The sequence below is a fragment of the Aeromicrobium sp. CF4.19 genome (assembly GCF_051262555.1).
In the GTDB taxonomy this organism is placed as follows: domain Bacteria; phylum Actinomycetota; class Actinomycetes; order Propionibacteriales; family Nocardioidaceae; genus Aeromicrobium.
This window is the reverse complement of the sequence record NZ_JBIMEU010000005.1, coordinates 254,748-271,891: the sequence shown is the minus strand read 5'-3', so window position 1 is coordinate 271,891 and position 17,144 is coordinate 254,748. Positions and strand designations below refer to the sequence as shown.

Annotated in this window: 17 protein-coding genes; 14 read left to right on the top strand and 3 right to left on the bottom strand. The window is 71.9% G+C overall.

Translation table 11 applies throughout. The features are described 5' to 3' along the window. Positions 1–33: 33 nt before the first annotated feature. Positions 34–1,389 carry a DUF222 domain-containing protein gene (locus tag ACHAAC_RS12990; RefSeq protein ID WP_435716701.1) on the bottom strand — a complete coding sequence of 452 codons (1,356 nt, stop codon included), beginning with the start codon at positions 1,387–1,389 and terminating at the stop codon, positions 34–36. A 117-nt stretch (positions 1,390–1,506) separates the two neighbouring features. Next, a complete protein-coding gene (locus ACHAAC_RS12985) occupies positions 1,507–2,394 on the bottom strand; it encodes a LysR family transcriptional regulator (RefSeq protein ID WP_435716700.1) in 888 nt (295 codons plus the stop codon). A 133-nt stretch (positions 2,395–2,527) separates the two neighbouring features. Here ACHAAC_RS12985 and ACHAAC_RS12980 point away from each other — a divergent pair, with 133 nt between their 5' ends. Together ACHAAC_RS12980 and ACHAAC_RS12975 are read left to right on the top strand one after the other, a co-directional pair. After that, positions 2,528–3,712 carry a CaiB/BaiF CoA transferase family protein gene (locus tag ACHAAC_RS12980; protein WP_435716699.1) on the top strand — a complete coding sequence of 395 codons (1,185 nt, stop codon included), beginning with the start codon at positions 2,528–2,530 and terminating at the stop codon, positions 3,710–3,712. 11 nt (positions 3,713–3,723) lie between these two features. Beyond that, positions 3,724–5,019, top strand: coding sequence for an SLC13 family permease (locus ACHAAC_RS12975; protein ID WP_435716698.1), 1,296 nt, complete (start codon positions 3,724–3,726; stop codon positions 5,017–5,019). A gap of 40 nt (positions 5,020–5,059) precedes the next feature. Here ACHAAC_RS12975 and coaA read toward each other — a convergent pair whose 3' ends face one another. Continuing rightward, complete coding sequence (coaA, locus tag ACHAAC_RS12970) at positions 5,060–6,001, bottom strand: type I pantothenate kinase (protein WP_435716697.1); 942 nt, start codon at positions 5,999–6,001, stop codon at positions 5,060–5,062. 98 nt (positions 6,002–6,099) lie between these two features. Between coaA and glmS the strand changes: the two genes are divergently transcribed. The 12 genes from glmS (at position 6,100) to tsaD (ending at position 17,126) form a co-directional block, all read left to right on the top strand. Then, complete coding sequence (gene glmS, locus ACHAAC_RS12965; RefSeq protein WP_435716696.1) at positions 6,100–7,974, top strand: glutamine--fructose-6-phosphate transaminase (isomerizing); 1,875 nt, start codon at positions 6,100–6,102, stop codon at positions 7,972–7,974. Between the two features lie 8 nt (positions 7,975–7,982). Then, entirely contained in the window at positions 7,983–8,345 is a 363-nt protein-coding gene (locus ACHAAC_RS12960) for a holo-ACP synthase (RefSeq protein ID WP_435716695.1), read from the top strand. Then, a complete protein-coding gene (locus ACHAAC_RS12955) occupies positions 8,345–9,760 on the top strand; it encodes a bifunctional ADP-dependent NAD(P)H-hydrate dehydratase/NAD(P)H-hydrate epimerase (RefSeq protein ID WP_435716694.1) in 1,416 nt (471 codons plus the stop codon). Before ACHAAC_RS12960 ends, ACHAAC_RS12955 begins: the two co-directional genes overlap by 1 nt. Beyond that, on the top strand, positions 9,757–10,881 hold the full coding sequence (gene alr, locus ACHAAC_RS12950) for an alanine racemase (protein ID WP_435716693.1): 1,125 nt from the start codon (positions 9,757–9,759) through the stop codon (positions 10,879–10,881). Before ACHAAC_RS12955 ends, alr begins: the two co-directional genes overlap by 4 nt. Next, entirely contained in the window at positions 10,881–11,882 is a 1,002-nt protein-coding gene (locus ACHAAC_RS12945) for an alpha/beta fold hydrolase (RefSeq protein ID WP_435716692.1), read from the top strand. Before alr ends, ACHAAC_RS12945 begins: the two co-directional genes overlap by 1 nt. A gap of 79 nt (positions 11,883–11,961) precedes the next feature. After that, positions 11,962–12,942: a tRNA (adenosine(37)-N6)-threonylcarbamoyltransferase complex ATPase subunit type 1 TsaE gene (gene tsaE, locus ACHAAC_RS12940; RefSeq protein ID WP_435716691.1), complete on the top strand. Its 981-nt coding sequence runs from the start codon at positions 11,962–11,964 to the stop codon at positions 12,940–12,942. 153 nt (positions 12,943–13,095) lie between these two features. Further along, positions 13,096–13,761, top strand: coding sequence for a tRNA (adenosine(37)-N6)-threonylcarbamoyltransferase complex dimerization subunit type 1 TsaB (gene tsaB, locus ACHAAC_RS12935; RefSeq protein ID WP_435716690.1), 666 nt, complete (start codon positions 13,096–13,098; stop codon positions 13,759–13,761). Then, positions 13,761–14,192: a ribosomal protein S18-alanine N-acetyltransferase gene (gene rimI / locus ACHAAC_RS12930; RefSeq protein WP_435716689.1), complete on the top strand. Its 432-nt coding sequence runs from the start codon at positions 13,761–13,763 to the stop codon at positions 14,190–14,192. Before tsaB ends, rimI begins: the two co-directional genes overlap by 1 nt. Further along, a complete protein-coding gene (locus ACHAAC_RS12925) occupies positions 14,189–14,665 on the top strand; it encodes a DedA family protein (protein ID WP_435716688.1) in 477 nt (158 codons plus the stop codon). Before rimI ends, ACHAAC_RS12925 begins: the two co-directional genes overlap by 4 nt. Then, positions 14,662–15,126 (top strand): DUF5709 domain-containing protein, encoded by a 465-nt coding sequence (locus ACHAAC_RS12920; protein WP_435716687.1) that lies wholly within the window; start codon positions 14,662–14,664, stop codon positions 15,124–15,126. Before ACHAAC_RS12925 ends, ACHAAC_RS12920 begins: the two co-directional genes overlap by 4 nt. A 63-nt stretch (positions 15,127–15,189) precedes the next feature. Further along, positions 15,190–15,951, top strand: coding sequence for a lysophospholipid acyltransferase family protein (locus ACHAAC_RS12915; protein WP_435716686.1), 762 nt, complete (start codon positions 15,190–15,192; stop codon positions 15,949–15,951). Between the two features lie 131 nt (positions 15,952–16,082). Continuing rightward, on the top strand, positions 16,083–17,126 hold the full coding sequence (tsaD, locus tag ACHAAC_RS12910; protein ID WP_435716685.1) for a tRNA (adenosine(37)-N6)-threonylcarbamoyltransferase complex transferase subunit TsaD: 1,044 nt from the start codon (positions 16,083–16,085) through the stop codon (positions 17,124–17,126). Positions 17,127–17,144 lie beyond the last annotated feature (18 nt).

Here is a 17,144-nt window from a genome sequence, read left to right as displayed (position 1 = left end):
TCCCCGGGTCGGGGCAGAGCTCTCCTGTGGTGGTCAGGTCTGGTGGTGGAAGCGGTCGTGCAGGCGGGGTCGTCGTCGTGGGTCGAGCGCTGCGGGTGGGATGAGGGCGGGGTGGCCACGCTCGTTGAACGTGATGTCCCAGCCGTCGGCGTGGAGGATGCGGTGGTGGTGGGGACAGAGCAGGACCCCGTCGGTGAGATCGGTACCACCGCCGTCGGCCCAGGTCCTGCGGGCGTGGTGGGCGACGCACCAGCCGGGTGGTCGGTCACAGCCGGGGAAGACGCAGCCCTGGTCGCGGAATTCGAGCCCGCGTCGTTGGGCGAGGCTGAACAGCCTGCGGTCTCGTCCGAGGTCCAAGGGGAGTGACTCGCCACCGAAGACGGCAGGCAGGAGCCGGTGCTCACACGCCATCCGTTGGGCCTGACCGGCCGAAAGCCGTTCTCCGGTGGAGAGCGTCGCCACTTTGACCTTCTCGATGAGCGTCTGGTGGTCGAGGTTGATGGTGAGGATGGGTCCGAGGTTGTTGGTCTCGGGGAGCTTCTCGGTCGGCAGGAGCTCGCAGAGGTAGGTGAAGGCCCAGCCCTGTCGAGTCCGGTAGGAGGGTCGCTCGTCGAGCAGGACCTCGCCAGTGCGGCGGGAGAGGTTGGTGGGGCTGGTGATCTCCACCTGTGGTGCACACAGGGCGTCCATTGCCACGCGGAGCTGTGCTGCTTGGGCCTCGGGGATGGCGAATCCACCCTTGACCAGACCGTCGGTGGCGGGTCCCATCCAGAACTCCGCCGCGGCCCATGCCTTCTTCTCGCGCTGCTCGACGAGGTCGTTCTCGGCCGCGTCCAGGGCATCATCGTCCTCGGTGGTGGTGAGGAAGTGGCCCACGACCCGGTCGGCGTGGCGCTCGAACTGCTTGAGGTCCATCCGGGGTGCGTCCTCGACGAGCTGCGTCTCGCACGCCTCACGCTGGGCGGCAGTGATGGTTTTGGGGAGCTGGTCCAGGGCTCGGCTGATCGCCTTCACCTGCCGGGTCGAGAGCCTGCCGTTGGCCATCGCCTGGTGGGTCTGGGGCGTCGTGGTGATCTGCTTGGCCTGTCGCACCACGGCATCGGCACCACGACGGTCTCGACCGAAGTCACCAGCCAACAGGGAGCCGGTGCTGCTCGCGCCCTCGCGGCGGGCCGCTCCGGAGGACTCCACCGCGGCCACGGCAGCCAGCTCATGCGCGGTGACCCGCGCCTTCAGTCTCGCCAGCGAACCGGCCGCCTCACGCTGCTCCCGACCGGCCAGTCGGGCGTAGTCGGCCGTGCTGATCGAGCCCAGGATCTCGTGCACCCGCGCGAGCTTGGCCACCACACCATCAGTGACGGTGGCCGGTTCCGGCAGGGGTGCAGTCACGGGACTCTGCCTCCAGACGTCCTTTATCGAGTAGATGTTCCCATCATAGAACCGACTACCGACACCCTCAAGAGAGACGAAACCGACCTGTGGGCGGCACCCGCCTGGACGCGACCCTCAGGCGCCGCCCACGAGCGTCGCCGTCTGGGTCGTCAGCAGGCGACGGACGACGAGCGCGGCCGCCGACGGCTGGCTGTCGCTGCGTTGGACGAGGCACAGCTCCACCGGGGCTGCGCCGGCCAAGGGGATCCAGCGCAGCCCGAGCTCGTCCGTGGGGGAGTGCGTGGAGGCGAGGATGCCGATGCCGGCTCCACGACTCACCAGGACCCGCATCGATCGGGCCGACATCGCCTGCACGACGATCGAGGGGCCGTCGACGTGGTCGTGGAGCCGGTCCCAGAGGACGGTGCCTCGGCGCATGGTCACCACGGGCCACGGGGCGATGTCGCCCCAGGTCAGCTCCGTACGATCGGCCAGCGGATGGTCCGGACGGGCGACGACCCCGACCGGCAGGCTGACGAGGACGCGGCGCCTGAGACTGGGGGCCGCCGCGGTCGTGGGCACCGTGACGATGCCCAGGTCGAGGTCGCCGGAGGCGACTCGCTGCTCGACCTCCGTGGTCGACCCCTCGGTGATCCCGAAGTGCAGACCAGGGTGCTCCGCGTGCATCCGCGCGACAACCGGGGCGACGACCGTCTCCACCACCGCCGAGACCGCCCCGATCTCGACCCGCCCCTGGGTGACCCCTCCTGCCGCGACGGCCGCGCGCCGCGCGTCGTCCTCGGCCTCGACCAACCGGGTCAGAGGCTCGAGCATCGCCACCCCCGCGGGCGTGGGTCGCACGCCGGTACGGCTGCGGGTGAGCAGGACGACGTCCAGCTCCTCCTCCAGCATCGCGACCTGCTCGCCGAGCGCCGGCTGACTGACGGTGCACCGGGCGGCAGCGGCGCGCAGCGACCCGGTCTCGACGGCGGCGAGGAAGTAGCGCGCCCGCTCGACTCTCATGCCGCCAGGTTAGAGGCTTTGCCTTTCACCGGGTCAAGGTTCCACGGTCTTCCTGCCTGCGAAAGAGGCTGCGAGGCTGCCGTGAGGCGCATCACGAGATGCGCTTCATGCTCATCGTGAAAGGCATTCGCTCATGTCAGTCGGCCCGCTGCACGGCATCCGCGTGCTCGACGTCTCGACCATCCTCGCCGGTCCGCTCACTGCCACCCTGCTGGGCGAGTTCGGGGCCGACGTCATCAAGGTTGAGGCGCCGGGGACGGGCGACCCGGCCCGGCACTACCCCCCGCTCGACGGTGAGTCGTCGGCGGAGTGGGCATTGCTCGGTCGCAACAAGCGGAGTGTGACGATCGACTTCCACGCCGACGGAGGGGCCGAGCTGCTCGGACGGCTCGCCGCCACGAGCGACATCGTCGTGACGAACTTCCGTCCGGCCACGCTGCGCCGCTTTCGCATCGACTTCGACGACCTGGTCGCGCACCGGGCCGATCTCGTGATGGTCCACGTCAGTGCCTACGGCCGCACGGGCCCCTACGCCGACCGGCCCGGCTTCGCTCGGGTCGCCGAGGCGTTCGCCGGGCTCACGCACCGGACGGGGGAGCCCGACGGCCCACCGGTCTTCGCCGGGTACCCGGTCGCGGACGGCGTCACCGGCATGTACGCCGCGTTCTCGGCGATGCTCGCCCTGCGCCAGCGCGACCTCACCGGCGAGCCCCAGCTCGTCGACGTGCCGCTCTACGAGCCCCTGCTGCGGATGATGGAGGACTTCATCGCGGACCACTCCGCGACGGGCGAGAGCATGGGCCGCCAGGGCAACCGCAACCCACACATCAGCCCGAACAACCTCTACCGCACCCGCGACGGTCGCTGGCTCGCACTGCCGGCGTCGACGGAGCAGATGTGGCAGCGACTCGTGGTGGCCATCGACGCACCCGACCTGTCCCGCTTCGACACGATGGCCGCACGCATCGAGCACCGGCAGGAGATCGAGGAGCGCGTCGCGCAGTTCGTCGCCGCTCGCGACCTCGACCCCCTCATGCGGCAGCTGACGGCCGCCGGCGTGGCCGCCGGGCCCGTGAACGACGCGCGCCAGATCTGCGAGGACCCACACATCCGTGCCCGGGGCTCGGTCGTGGAGGTCGAGAACGCCGTTGGCGGGCGCCGCCTCGTCCAGGCCCCGGCAGGCCGGTTCTCGGGGTTCGACACGGTCGTCGGCGGCGTTGCGCCACGCCTCGGCGAGCACACCGACTCCATCCTGCGTGACGAGCTCGACCTGTCCGACGACCAGCTCGCCGACCTGCGCCAGCACGGCGTCATCTGAGAGGGCCTGCCATGACCATCGCCGACCTGTCCATCATCGTCCTGCTGCTGCTCTTCGTCGCCACCACGCTGCGTGGCTTCAACCTCGGGCTGGGGGCCTTTGCCGCCGCCTTCTGCATCGCCCTCGTCGACGGGGTCCCGACCGAGGAGGTCACGGGGTTCTTCCCCGCGGACTTCTTCGTGCTCGTCGTGGGCGTCACTGCGCTGTTCGCCGTCGCGCAGATGAACGGCACCCTCGGCTGGATGCTCGACCTCCTGCTGAGGCTGGTCCGCGGGAAGGTGGTGCTGGTGGCACTGGTGCCCTTCGTCGCGGGCGCCCTGCTCGCTGCGGTGGGGACCCTGCCGGCAGCTGCCACGGCGATCGTCGCCCCGATCGCGCTGGGTCTCTCGGCCCGGTACGGCCTTCCTGCGCTGATGATGGCCGTGCTCGGCATCATGGGCATCCTCAGCGGGCTGCTCTCCCCGCTCGCCGTCTACGGCGTGACCGCGCGCCAGCAGGCGGAGTCGCTGGCGGTGGGCCTGCCCGACTCGGGGCCGCTCACGCTCTTCGCCGGCTCCCTGCTCGCCGGTGTCCTCGTGTGTGCCGCCGCCCTCGTGACGGCGCGCGTCATGGGCCTGCTGCCCTCAGAGCTCTCGACGGCACCCGTCGGGGGAGGCGCGACGTCCGTCGGCAGTGGTGGCGAGGCGAGCCCCGGCGAGCACGGGGATGGCACCCCGGAGCTGGACGGCTACACCCGCGTCGTGACGCTCACAGGGATGGCCGCGGTCCTCGGGCTGGCCGTCGGGCTCGATCTCAACATCGGATACCTCGGGATCACCGTGGCCTGCCTGCAGATGGTGCTGCTCCGCATGGACCCGGGGGCCGCCGTCGCCAGGCTGCCGTGGGGAATCGTGCTGCTCATCGGTGGTCTGCTCACCTACATCGGGCTCATGCAGGAGCTGGGTGCCTTCACCCGGATCAGCGAGCTCCTGACGATCGAGAGCTCAGCGATGCTCACGCTGCTCCTGCTCTGCTACATCGCCGGGATCACGTCCTTCGCGGCGAGCTCGATCGCGGTCTTCGTGACGGCGATGCCCCTGGTGCCGGCCGTCGTGGAGGCGGGGGTGTCCCCGGTGGGCGCGGTGCTCGCGGTGGCGCTGTCCTCGGTCGTCGTGGACATCAATCCGCTCGGGATCACCGGAGGACTGATCCTGGGCGCGGCCGAGGAGGACGCCCGCCCGGCCCTCTTCCGCCAGCTCATGACCTATGGGCTCATCTCGGTGCTGGTGGGCCCGCTCATCGTCTGGGCGGCCTTCGGCTGGTGGTGAGGGCCGAGGCGGTCTGGCTGCCACGGCTGCGCCGGCCGGCTCACATCTTGCGGAAGCGGATCCACTTCACGGAGTGATCGGGGTCCTTGCGCAGGACGAGGTCCGCGCGGCCGCGCGTGGTCTGGATGTTCTCGCGCAGGTTGGGCCAGTTGATGGAGTCCCACAGCTGCTGGGCACGCTCGACGGCCTCGACGTCGGTGAGGGCGCTGTAGCGGTGGAAGTAGGAGGCCGGGTCGGCGAAGGCCGTGCGGCGCAGCGTGAGGAAGCGCTCGACGTACCAGCGCCGGATGTCCTTGCTCGACGCGTCGACGTAGACGGAGAAGTCGAAGTAGTCGCTCACCGCGAGCCCGGGGCTGCCGTCACCGCGGTCCTTCGCGGGTGCGAGCACGTTGAGCCCCTCGACGATGACGATGTCCGGCCGGTCGACCACGACGGAGTCCTCGGTGCGGTCGTAGGTCAGGTGTGAGTAGACCGGCGCATGGACGGACTCGACCCCCGACTTCACGTCGACCACGAAGCGCAGCAGCGACTTGCGGTCGTAGGACTCCGGGAAGCCCTTGCGGTCCAGGAGGCCGCGCCGCTCCAGCTCGGCGTTGGGCCACAGGAAGCCGTCGGTCGTGACCAGCTGCACCCGCGGGTGGTCGGCGGAGTGCGAGAGCAGCTCGCGCAGCAGACGTGCGGTGGTGGACTTGCCCACCGCCACCGATCCGGCGATGCCGATGACGAACGGCGTACGCTGCGGCTGGGGCTCCCGCAGGAACTGCTCGGTGGCCCGCCACAGCTCCGTGGCAGCCCGGACCCGCAGGCTGATCAGCTCGGTGAGCGGCAGGTAGACCTGCCGGACCTCCTCGATGTCCAGCTCCTCGCCCAGACCGCGCAGGCGGGTGATGTCGTCCTCCGAGAGCGGCTGGGGGACGTCGTCGGCGAGATCGGCCCACGCCGATCGCTCGAGCTCGACGTACGGCGTGTGGTCGCGGGCCATGGCCTCATCCTGCCGGTAGCCGGGCCGGTGCCGAGCACGCGGTACCCGGTGCGCAGCGGTGCGTCCTGCCCGCCGGTGACGCTTGTAGGCTGGCAGGCATGTGCGGAATCGTCGGATACGTCGGCCACCGGTCCGCCCTCGACGTGGTGATGGGTGGGTTGCGTCGACTGGAGTACCGCGGCTACGACTCCGCGGGCGTGGCGCTCCCCCACGAGGGGCGGATCGCCTCGGCCAAGAAGGCCGGGAAGCTGGTCAACCTCGACGGCATCCTCGCCGAGCATTCGCTGCCCACCGTCGGCAGCGGCATCGGCCACACCCGCTGGGCCACCCACGGCGCCCCGAACGACCGCAACGCCCACCCGCACCTGGACGCCGGGTCCCGGGTGGCCGTCGTGCACAACGGCATCATCGAGAACTTCGCCACCCTGCGTGACGAGCTCGAGAGCAGCGGGCACGAGATGCTCTCGGAGACCGACACGGAGGTCGTCGCCCACCTGCTGCGTGACGAGCTCGACCGGACACCCGTCGCGTCAAGCGACGAAGCTGAGGGTACTGCCCTGCCCGACGCGGTGCGGGCCGTGTGCCGGCGTCTGGAGGGCGCGTTCACCCTCGTCATCACCGACGCCGAGCAGCCCGACGTCGTGGTGGGCGCCCGCCGCAACTCGCCTCTCGTGGTCGGTCGGGGCGACGGCGAGAACTTCCTCGGCTCCGACGTCGCCGCCTTCATCGAGTACACCCGCGACGCGATCGAGCTCGGCCAGGACCAGGTCGTGGCCATCACGAGCGACGACGTCGTGGTCACCGACTTCGACGGCCGTCCTGCCGAGACCACCGAGTACCACGTCGACTGGGACGTCTCCGCGGCCGAGAAGGGAGGCTTCGACTGGTTCATGCTCAAGGAGATCGCCGAGCAGCCGCAGGCCGTCGCCGACACCCTGCTCGGACGGCACTCCGCCGCAGGGCTCCTGCAGCTGGACGAGATGCGGCTGTCCGACGACGAGCTGCGCAACGTGGACAAGATCATCGTCATCGCGTGTGGCACCTCCTTCTACGCCGCGATGGTCGCGAAGTACGCGATCGAGCACTGGACCCGCGTGCCCTGCGAGGTGGAGCTCGCCTCGGAGTTCCGCTACCGCGACCCGATCCTGGACCGCTCGACGCTCGTGGTGACCATCAGCCAGTCCGGCGAGACCATGGACACCCTGCAGGCCATCCGCTACGCCCGGCAGCAGCGCGCGCGGGTGCTGAGCATCTGCAACACCAACGGCTCCACCATCCCGCGCGAGTCCGACGCGGTGATCTACACCCATGCCGGGCCGGAGATCGCGGTCGCCTCGACCAAGGGCTTCCTCGCCCAGGTCGTCGCCTGCTACCTGTTGGGCCTGTACCTGGCCCAGGTCAAGGGAACCAAGTACGGCGACGAGATCGGCGCGATCATCGCGGAGCTGGAGAGGATCCCCGCCGGCATCCAGCGACTGCTCGACGACGCCGACCAGGTCCGCACGCTGGCCGCCGAGCTCGTCGACTCCCGCTCGATCCTGTTCCTGGGCCGGCACGTCGGCTTTCCCGTGGCGCTGGAGGGCGCGCTCAAGCTCAAGGAGCTCGCCTACATCCACGCCGAGGGGTTCGCCGCCGGTGAGCTCAAGCACGGCCCCATCGCACTGATCGAGGAGGGCGTACCGGTCTTCGTGGTGGTCCCGCCCCGTGCGCGCGACCAGCTGCAGGAGAAGATCGTCAGCAACATCCAGGAGATCCGGGCCCGCGGTGCGCGGACGATCGTCCTGGTCGAGGACGGCGACGACGACGTCGTGCCCTACGCCGACCACGTCATCAGGCTCCCCGAGGTGCCGACGCTCCTGCAGCCCCTGGTCGCCACGGTGCCGCTGCAGATCTTCGCGTGCGAGCTCGCCGGGCTGCTCGGCCACGACGTCGACCAGCCCCGCAACCTCGCCAAGTCCGTCACGGTGGAGTGAGGGGTCCCGTGACGACCGGCATCGTCGGGATCGGGGTCGACGTCGTCGACCTCCAGCGCTTCGCCGCCTCGCTGCAGCGCACCCCCGAGCTCGCCTCCCGCCTGTTCACCCAGCAGGAGGCCGGCCGGTCCACCGAGTCGTTGGCGGGCCGCTTCGCCGCCAAGGAGGCGTTCGTCAAGGCGTTGCGCTCGCCGGCCGGCCTGTCGTGGCAGGACATCGAGGTCGTCACCGACGAGCACGGGGCGCCGTCGTTCGCCCTGCACGGAACGGCCCGGCACAGGGTCGAGGAGCTCGGCCTGGTGCTGCACCTGTCGATCTCCCACGACACGAGCGTGGCCACGGCCTTCGTCGTGGCCGAGGGTACCGGCTGATGCTGCGGGCCCACACCGTGGCCGACGTCTGCGCGGCGGAGAAGGCTCTGGCCACCGAGCTCCCCGAGGGTGAGCTGATGCGCCGAGCGTCGGGTGGCCTGGCCGAGGCGCTGGGAGACGTGCCGGTCGGAGAGGTGCTGCTGGTCCTCGTGGGGCCCGGCAACAACGGAGGGGATGCGCTGTTCGCAGCCGTGCACCTGCTCGACCGAGGCGTCCGGGTGGACCTCTGCCTGCTCGACCCCGGCACGGTGCACGATGCCGGACTCGCTGCAGCACGGGCGGCCGGTGCACGTCTCGTGGACGCCCCCGCAGGACATCGCCACGTCCTGGACGCCGTGCTCGGCATCGGGGCCAGGCCCGGCCTGCCCGACCGGGCCGTCGAGTGGGCGGCGTGGATCGATGAGCATCGCCCCCACGTCGTCGCCGTCGACGTGCCCTCGGGGATCGACGTCGACGGTGCTGGGTTCGACGGTCCGCACGTGCGAGCCACGACCACCGTCACGTTCGGCACGCACAAGGTCGGCTCGCTCGTGGACCCGGCCGCAGGTTCCGGGGGCGACGGCCCGCCGCGAGTCGTCGACATCGGGCTGGGGCCGTACCTGTCGACGCCGGCGGTCGAGGCGATCGAGGACGCCGACGGCCCCGGCTGGAACACCGCGATCGGCCCGGGCCGTGCCGACCAGAAGTACTCACGCGGCGTCATCGGCATCGCTGCCGGCTCCGAGCAGTACGCCGGGGCTGCCCACCTGTGCGTCGCGGGAGCGCAGGCCGGGGCCGCCGGGATGCTGCGCTTCCTCGGCTCCGCGGCGCTCTCGGCACGCGTCGTCGACCGCGCGCCCGAGGTGGTCGCCGGACGAGGGCGTGTGCAGGCGTGGGTCGTCGGCCCCGGCGCGGGCGACGACGTCGCGGACCACCTCGCCATGGCTCTCGATGACGGGGTCCCGGTAGTGGTCGACGCCGGAGGACTGGCCCACCTGCCGGCGACGCTCCCCGGTCCGGCCCTGCTGACCCCGCACGCCGGCGAGCTCGCCGCGATGCTGCAGGTCGAGCGGGAGGCCGTGGAGGCTGCCCCCCTGCGGCACGCGCGCGTCGCCGCCGAGCGGTGGCGGGCGACGGTCCTGCTCAAGGGCAGCCGGACCCTCGTCGTCGCGCCGGGGGAGCGGCCCGTGCGCGTCAACCTCTCGGGCACCCCGTGGCTGGCGACCGCCGGAGCCGGCGACGTGCTCGCCGGCCTGGCCGGCTCGTTGCTGGCGTGCGGTCTCGACCCCCTCGACGCAGGCTCCCTCGCGGCCTTCCTGCACGGCCGTGCCGCCGAGACGGCCAACCCGGGTGGCCCGATCGTCGCCTCCGACGTCGCCCGGGAGCTGCCGCGCACCCTCGCGGGATTCCTGCGGGGACCGGGTGTGGGGGAGTGAGCACGACGATGCCCCCGCAGGCCGAGGCCGTCGTCGACCTCGACGCCTACCGCCAGAATCTCGCGGCTCTCGCCGCGTGCGCCCCCGGCGCCCAGCTGATGGCCGTGGTCAAGGCCGACGGCTACGGCCACGGGATGCTCGAGGTCGGCCGGGCCGCGCGGGAGGCAGGCGCGACGTGGCTCGGGGTCGCCACGCCCGAGGAGGCCCTGGCGCTGCGCTCCGGCGGCGACACGGGCGACGTCCTGTGCTGGTTGTCGACGCCGAGGCGTGACTGGGCCCCGCTCGTGCGGGCCGGGGTCGAGGTCACGGCGTCGTCCGTCGAGCAGCTCGAGGAGATCGTCGCGAGTGCGCCGACCCGGCCGCGCGTCCAGCTCAAGGTCGACACCGGGCTCTCCCGCAATGGCGCCTTCGGCTCCCAGTGGGACGCCTTGGTCACCGCTGCCGCCCTCGGGCAGGCGTCGGGTCGGCTGGAGGTCACGGGCGTGTGGTCCCACTTCGCGTGCGCCGACGAGCCCGACCACCCCGCCAACGACGCCCAGGAGACCGCCTTCCGCGCGGCCCTGGACGACGTGCTCGCCGCCGGCCTCGAGCCGGGCCTGCGGCACATGGCCAACTCCGCAGCGGTGCTGACGCGACCCAGCGCCCACCTCGACCTGGTCCGCGCCGGCATCGCCTCCTACGGGTTGGCGCCGAACCCGCAGCTGCAGCACGACGTCCCGTTGCGGCCCGTCCTGACACTGCGGGCCCGGCTCGCGGCGGTCAAGCGCGTCCCCGCGGGGACGTCGGTCTCCTACGGCCACACCTGGACCACGGACCGGGAGACCACCCTCGGCCTGGTGCCCCTCGGGTACGGCGACGGGGTCCTGCGCGCGGCCTCCGGCGGGGCGCAGGCGGCCGCCCGTGGGAGCCGTGTGCCCGTGGTCGGTCGCATCTGCATGGACCAGCTGGTCGTCGACCTCGGTGACGCCCCGGCCGACCGTGGTGGCGTCGTCACCCTGTTCGGTCCGGGGGACGACGGTGAACCCACCGCCGACGACTGGGCGAGCGCCGCCGGTACGATCGGGTACGAGGTCGTCACCCGTCTCGGCGGCCGCATCCAGCGCAGTCACCGAGGAGCATGATGGTCCGGCCCACACAGCGCGCCGCCGTCCTCGCCTCCACCGCCGGGGCGTTCGTCGCGGCCGGGGTCGCGGCCCGCGTCCTCAACACCCGCCAGCGTGGCCGGCGTCGCTCCCGTCGCGGGGAGCACGTGGAGTTCGGGTCCGTGCGAGGCACGCAGCACACCGTGACCGCCTCCGACGGGGTCGCCCTGGACGTCGAGGTCGATGCCGGCCCCCCTGATGCCACTGCCGACACCCCCACCCTCGTCTTCGTGCACGGCTGGCTCTGCTCGATGGACACCTGGCACTACCAGCGGCTCGCCCTGCGGGACGAGCACCGGATGGTCTTCATGGACCTGCGGTCCCACGGTGGGTCCGGACGGTCCAAGCCGGGAGCCGCGACCTTCGAGCAGCTGGCCGACGACCTCCTGCACGTGCTGGACGAGATCGTCCCGACCGGGCCGGTGGTGCTCGTGGGGCACTCCATGGGTGGCATCACGATCCAACAGCTCGCCGCGGACCACCCCGAGCTGTTCGGGGGCCGGGTCGTCGGCGTCGCGCTGCTCAGCACCAGCTCTGGGCGGCTGCTGCGCGGGAGCCCCGGTCTCAAGCGGCTCGCGCCGGTCCTGCGGATGAGTGGCGCCGTGCTGGACTGGGGGCGCTCCTTCAACAGCTACTCGGTGATCGAGCGCTGGGCCGTGGGTCCGGACGCGCACGAGCGTCACGTCGACATGGTCGACGAGATGATCCTCGCGACCCCGACGCACGTGCTGCTCGACTTCTACCCGGCTTTCACCGCGCTCGACGTCACCACGGGGCTCACCGGCCTGGGGGAGGCGCACACCGTCGTCGTCTGCGGGACCAAGGACATGCTCACCCCCCTCAAGCACAGCCGGCGGCTGGCGGAGGCCGTCCCGGGCGCCGGGCTGGTCGTCGTCGAGGGTGCCGGCCACATGGTGATGCTCGAGGAGCACGAGCGCGTGACCGAGGTCCTCGCCGAGCTCGTGGAGAAGGTCCGATGAGGGCGCTCGACGTCATCGACGCCGGACCCGAGCACGCTGTGTCGTGTGCGGTGTTCGAACCCGGCGTGGGGGGAATGCGATGAGGGCGCTCGACGTCATCGACGCCGGGCCCGAGCATGCGGGCGCCATCGTCGACATCATCCGGCGTTCCTTCGGCAGCCGGCCCACGTTGGACCCGCCGTCGACGGCGATGGACGAGACGGCTGAGTCGGTGGCCGAGGTGCTGGCGGATGCAGGTGGCCTGCTCGTGGAGCGGCGCGGGCTGCCGATGGGCGCTCTGCTCTTCGATGAGTCCCGACCGGACAAGCTGGGCCTGCGGCGGGTCGCGGTGGACCCGGAGATCCAGTCGCGCGGCGTCGCGTCGGCCATGGTCGGCGTCGCGGAGGACACCGCCGAGGAGCGAGGCAAGGACGGCATCTGGCTGCACGTGCGCGAGGAGCTGCCCGAGACGATCCAGTTCTGGAGCCGTCGCAAGTACCACCCGGTGAGCCAGGACGGTCCGCTCATCGAGTTCGGCAAGACGCTGTGGCTGGCTCGGGAGGTGCCGACCCCGGACACCATGCAGGACCTCGCTGCCCGCGTCGCGCAGCTCGTGCGGCCCGGGGACCTGCTGGTCCTCGCCGGTGACCTCGGAGCCGGGAAGACGACGTTCACCCAGGGCCTGGGTGATGCGATGAGCGTGCGCGGTCCCATCACCTCGCCGACCTTCGTGCTGGCGCGCACCCACCCATCGCTGGAGCAGGGGCCCCCGCTGGTCCACGTCGACGCCTACCGGCTCGGCGGGCCCGAGGAGATCGACGACCTCGACCTCGACGCCACCGCCGACGAGGCGGTGACGGTGGTCGAGTGGGGCACCGGCCTGGCCGAGCAACTGAGCGAGAGCTGGTTGTCCCTCTCCATCGAGGTGCGCGGCGCCCGCCCCATCGACCCGCTCGGCACCAAGGCCGACGGCACGCACGGGGAGGGCGGCGACGACGACGCCGAGCCCCGGGTCGTGACGATCAAGCCGCACGGCCCGCGCTGGGTGGACGTCCCCCTGCGCTCCACCCTGCTCTCCTGACCCTCGCGAGTCACTCCGGTGGCCCCGCGAGTCACTCCCTCGCCCTCGCGAGTCACTCCCGTGCTCTCGGGAGTCACTCCGGTCGGGCTCGCTGGGCGGAAGTGACTCACGGCACCGTGGGAGTGACTCGCGAGCGAGGACTAGGCTCATGTCGTGCTGCTGCTCGCCCTCGACACCGCCGGCCCCGTGGTCACCGTCGCCGTGCACGACGGCACGAGGATCGTGGGGGAGGCGCGCGGCGAGGGAGCGATGGCCCACGGCGAGCTCCTGGCTCCCGCCATCCGAGACGCCCTCGCCTCGGCGGGCCGCGCGGTCGGCGAGCTGACTGACATCGCGGTCGGGGTGGGCCCGGGTCCCTTCACCGGCCTGCGGGTGGGCGTCGTGACGGCGCTGAGCCTGGCCTCGACGCTCCGGCTCACGACGCACGGTGTGTGCTCGCTCGACGCCGTCGCCCCGGACCGGTCCGACGAGCACGTGGTCGCCACGGACGCTCGGCGCAAGGAGGTCTACTGGGCGCACTACGCCGACGGCCGCCGGATCGACGGCCCGCACGTCGACAAGCCGGCGACGGTGGCGACCCTGCACCCGGACCTGCCCGTCGTCGGGCGCGGCGCGCACCTCTACGCCGACGTCCTCGGGAGGGTCACCCCCGAGGACGCCCCGCTCGACCCCTCCGCGGCGCTCCTCGCCGACCTGGTGGCCACCGGGCGCGCTGCCCGGCTGCCGCTGGAGCCCCTGTACCTGCGTCGTCCCGACGCGAAGCCCGCGGCGCCGCTCGTGGTCCCGGGAGCCGTGGCGCCGGCCCACCTCTCCGAGTGATGACGACCAGGACGGCGGCGCCGGTCGACGCGGCCGCGCTGGCCGAGGTCGACGCCGCGGCGTTCGGGACGCACGCCTGGTCGGCCGCCGCGGTCGAGTCCGAGCTGGCGGCCCACGGGCGCATCGTCCTGGTGGCCGACGGCACACCGCTGAAGGGCTGGGCGAGCGTGGCCGTGTCCGGTGACGCCGCCGACCTGACCCGGCTGGGGGTTCGCCCACAGGCACGCAACGCCGAGGTGGCACGGTCGCTGCTGGAGGACGTGGCCGTCCGGGCACGCGAGGCGGGAGCGCGACGCATCCTGCTCGAGGTGGCCGAGGACAACCACCCCGCCCTCCGGCTCTACGAGGACACCGGGTTCGTGCGCATCGCGACGCGCCGTCGCTACTACCCCGGCGGTGTCGATGCCCTCGTCATGGAGCGTGCCCTGTGAGCGACCTGATGGCGCAGATCACCTCCTGGCCGTGGGCCTGGGCGTGGGCGACGCTGTTCGCCATCGTGCTGCTGCGTGCCGGTGCGACCTACGGGATCGGGCGAGCTGTCGCCGCGGGTCTGCTGCGGCGGGGTGAGCCGGGCCCACGGGTGCGACGGGCGATGGATCGGGTGGAGCGCTGGGGGCCGCCGGTGGTCACGGCCAGCTTCATGACCGTCGGGGCCCAGACCGTGGTCAACGCCGCTGCCGGCCTGAGTCGCATGACGTTTCCGCGCTACCTGCTCGGGCTGCTGCCGGGCGCTGCCATCTGGGCCACCATCTGGAGCACTATCGGGGCGGGAGTCTTCCTGGCGGCGACGCGGGCCGGCAACGATCGGGACGAGGCGGTCGTGCTGGCCGTGGTGACCGTCGTCCTCGTCGTCGCCGTCGGTGTGGTTGCGTACCGGACCCGGCGTGACAGGGTGGTCACATGAGCGAGTCACCCATCGAGCCGGATGCCACGACGCACGACCAGTCCGAGGACCTCGACCAGCTCCAGCCCGACGACACGCTCGTCGACCGGGGTGTCGAGGACGTCCTCGACGAGGGCTACTCGCCTCCGGAGAACTGGGGCCCCGGTGAGGGCTTCGGCTCCACCGCGAGCGAGGTGGCCCAGGGCGAGAACCTCGACCAGCGCCTGGCCCAGGAGGTCCCGGAGCCCGATCCCTACGGCGACGAGGACGCGCAGGCGCCCGTCGGCAACGAGGTGGGCGACGAGCGCTCCGGTCGTCTGGTCGCGCCGGACGAGGGCCTCGCGGAGGACACCGAGAAGTCCCTGGTCGGCGACGACGTCGGCATCGACGGGGCCGCGGCCAGCGCGGAGGAGGCCGCAGTACGCGTCCGTGACGACGAGCCCGAGGACCTCGCCGGGGACAGCACGCCCGACCAGTCCTGACCCCTCGGCCGGGGGGTGGGCCGACGCTCGGCTGGGTGCACAGGTGTCCACTACCCTGACCGCATGCGTGACATCACCTACCCCGTCGTCATCGTCACGGCCAAGACGTTGTTCCGTGTTCTCGGGATGAGGTTCCAGATGTCCGGGACCGAGCACGTCCCGCGGCGTGGGGGAGCGATCCTCGCGTGCAACCACATCGGCTACACCGACTTCGTCTTCGACGGCCTCGCCACCCAGCCCAGCAAGCGGCTGGTGCGCTTCATGGCCAAGAAGGAAGCGTTCGACCACTCGATCGGCGGGCCGCTCATGCGCTCCTTCCACCACATCGAGGTCGACCGCGACAACGGCGAGGAGTCCTACCGCAGGGCAGTGGAGTACGCGCGGTCCGGAGAGGTGGTCGGGATCTTCCCCGAGGCCACGATCAGCCGGTCCATGGAGATCAAGGAGCTCAAGACCGGGGCCGTGCGGATGGCGGCCGAGGCGGGCGTTCCCTTGGTCCCGATGGTCACGTGGGGGACCCAGCTGCTCAAGACCAAGGACCACGAGCCCGACATCCTCGGCCGCGGCAAGACCATCGGGCTGCACGTCGGCGAGCCTCTCGACGTGACCGGTGAGGACCCGGTCGCCGAGACGGCGCGGCTTCGCGAGGCGATGTCGGCGCTGCTGGACAAGGCGATCACCGAGTACCCGATCCCGCCCGAGGGCCAGTGGTGGGCGCCGGCACGGTACGGCGGTCTCGCGCCGACGCCCGATGAGGCGGCCCGCCTGGACGCCGAGGAGAAGGCCGCCAAGGCAGCTCGACGCGCCGCCCGCTCTACCGACTGATTTCCCGACCTCCCCGAGTGGCGCAGCTTCGCGATTCTGGGACGGTGTGTCGCGCGAATGTGCGCCACTCGGGACCGGGTTTGCGCCACTCGCAGTTCTGCGCGGCTCGACCCGGATGAGACGATGGCGCGGTGAGCGAACCCCTCGTCCTCGGCATCGAGACGTCGTGCGACGAGACCGGTGTCGGGATCGTCCGTGGCACCGAGCTGCTGGCCCACGCGGTGGCCTCCAGCGTCGACGCGCACGTCCGCTTCGGCGGGGTCGTCCCGGAGGTCGCGAGCCGGGCCCACCTGGAAGCCATGGTCCCGACGCTGGAGCAGGCCTACGCCGAGTCCGGTGTCCGGGTCCAGGACGTCGACGCGATCGCGGTCACCTGCGGGCCGGGTCTGACCGGCGCGCTCCTGGTGGGGGTCGCCGCCGCCAAGGCGCTCGCCCTCGCCCACGACAAGCCGCTCTACGGGCTCAACCACCTCGTCTCGCACGTCGCGGTCGACCAGCTCGAGCACGGGCGGCTGGACCGCCGTGTCGCTGCCCTGCTGGTGAGCGGCGGTCACACCGAGATCCTGCTCGTCGACGACCTCGCGTCCGACGTCACGATGCTCGGCACCACGATCGACGACGCGGCCGGTGAGGCGTTCGACAAGGTGGCCCGGCTCCTCGGGCTGCCCTATCCGGGCGGGCCGCACGTGGATCGGGTCGCCCGCGAGGGTGACGGCACGGCGATCGCCTTCCCGCGGGGGCTGACGGCGGCCAAGGACGCCGAGCGGTACCGCTACGACTTCTCCTTCTCCGGGTTGAAGAGCGCCGTCGCCAGGCACGTGCAGCGTGAGCAGGCCGCAGGGCGGGACGTCGCGGTCGCGGACGTGGCGGCATCCTTCCAGGACGCCGTCGTCGACGTCCTCACCCGCAAGACCATCCAGGCCTGCCGCGACCACGACGTCGACACCCTCGTCGTGGGCGGCGGCGTGGCCGCGAACGGCCGCCTGCGCGAGATGGTGCGCGAGCGTGCCGATGCCGCCGGCGTCGAGGTCCGGATCCCTCGGCCGGACCTGTGCACCGACAACGGGGCCATGGTCGCCGCGCTGGGCGCCGAGGTCGTCAGGCGCGGGACGCCTCCGTCGTCGTTGGACCTGCCGGTTGACTCCGGCCTGCCCGTCAGCGCCATCGTCACCTGACCGGACGCGTGACCGCCG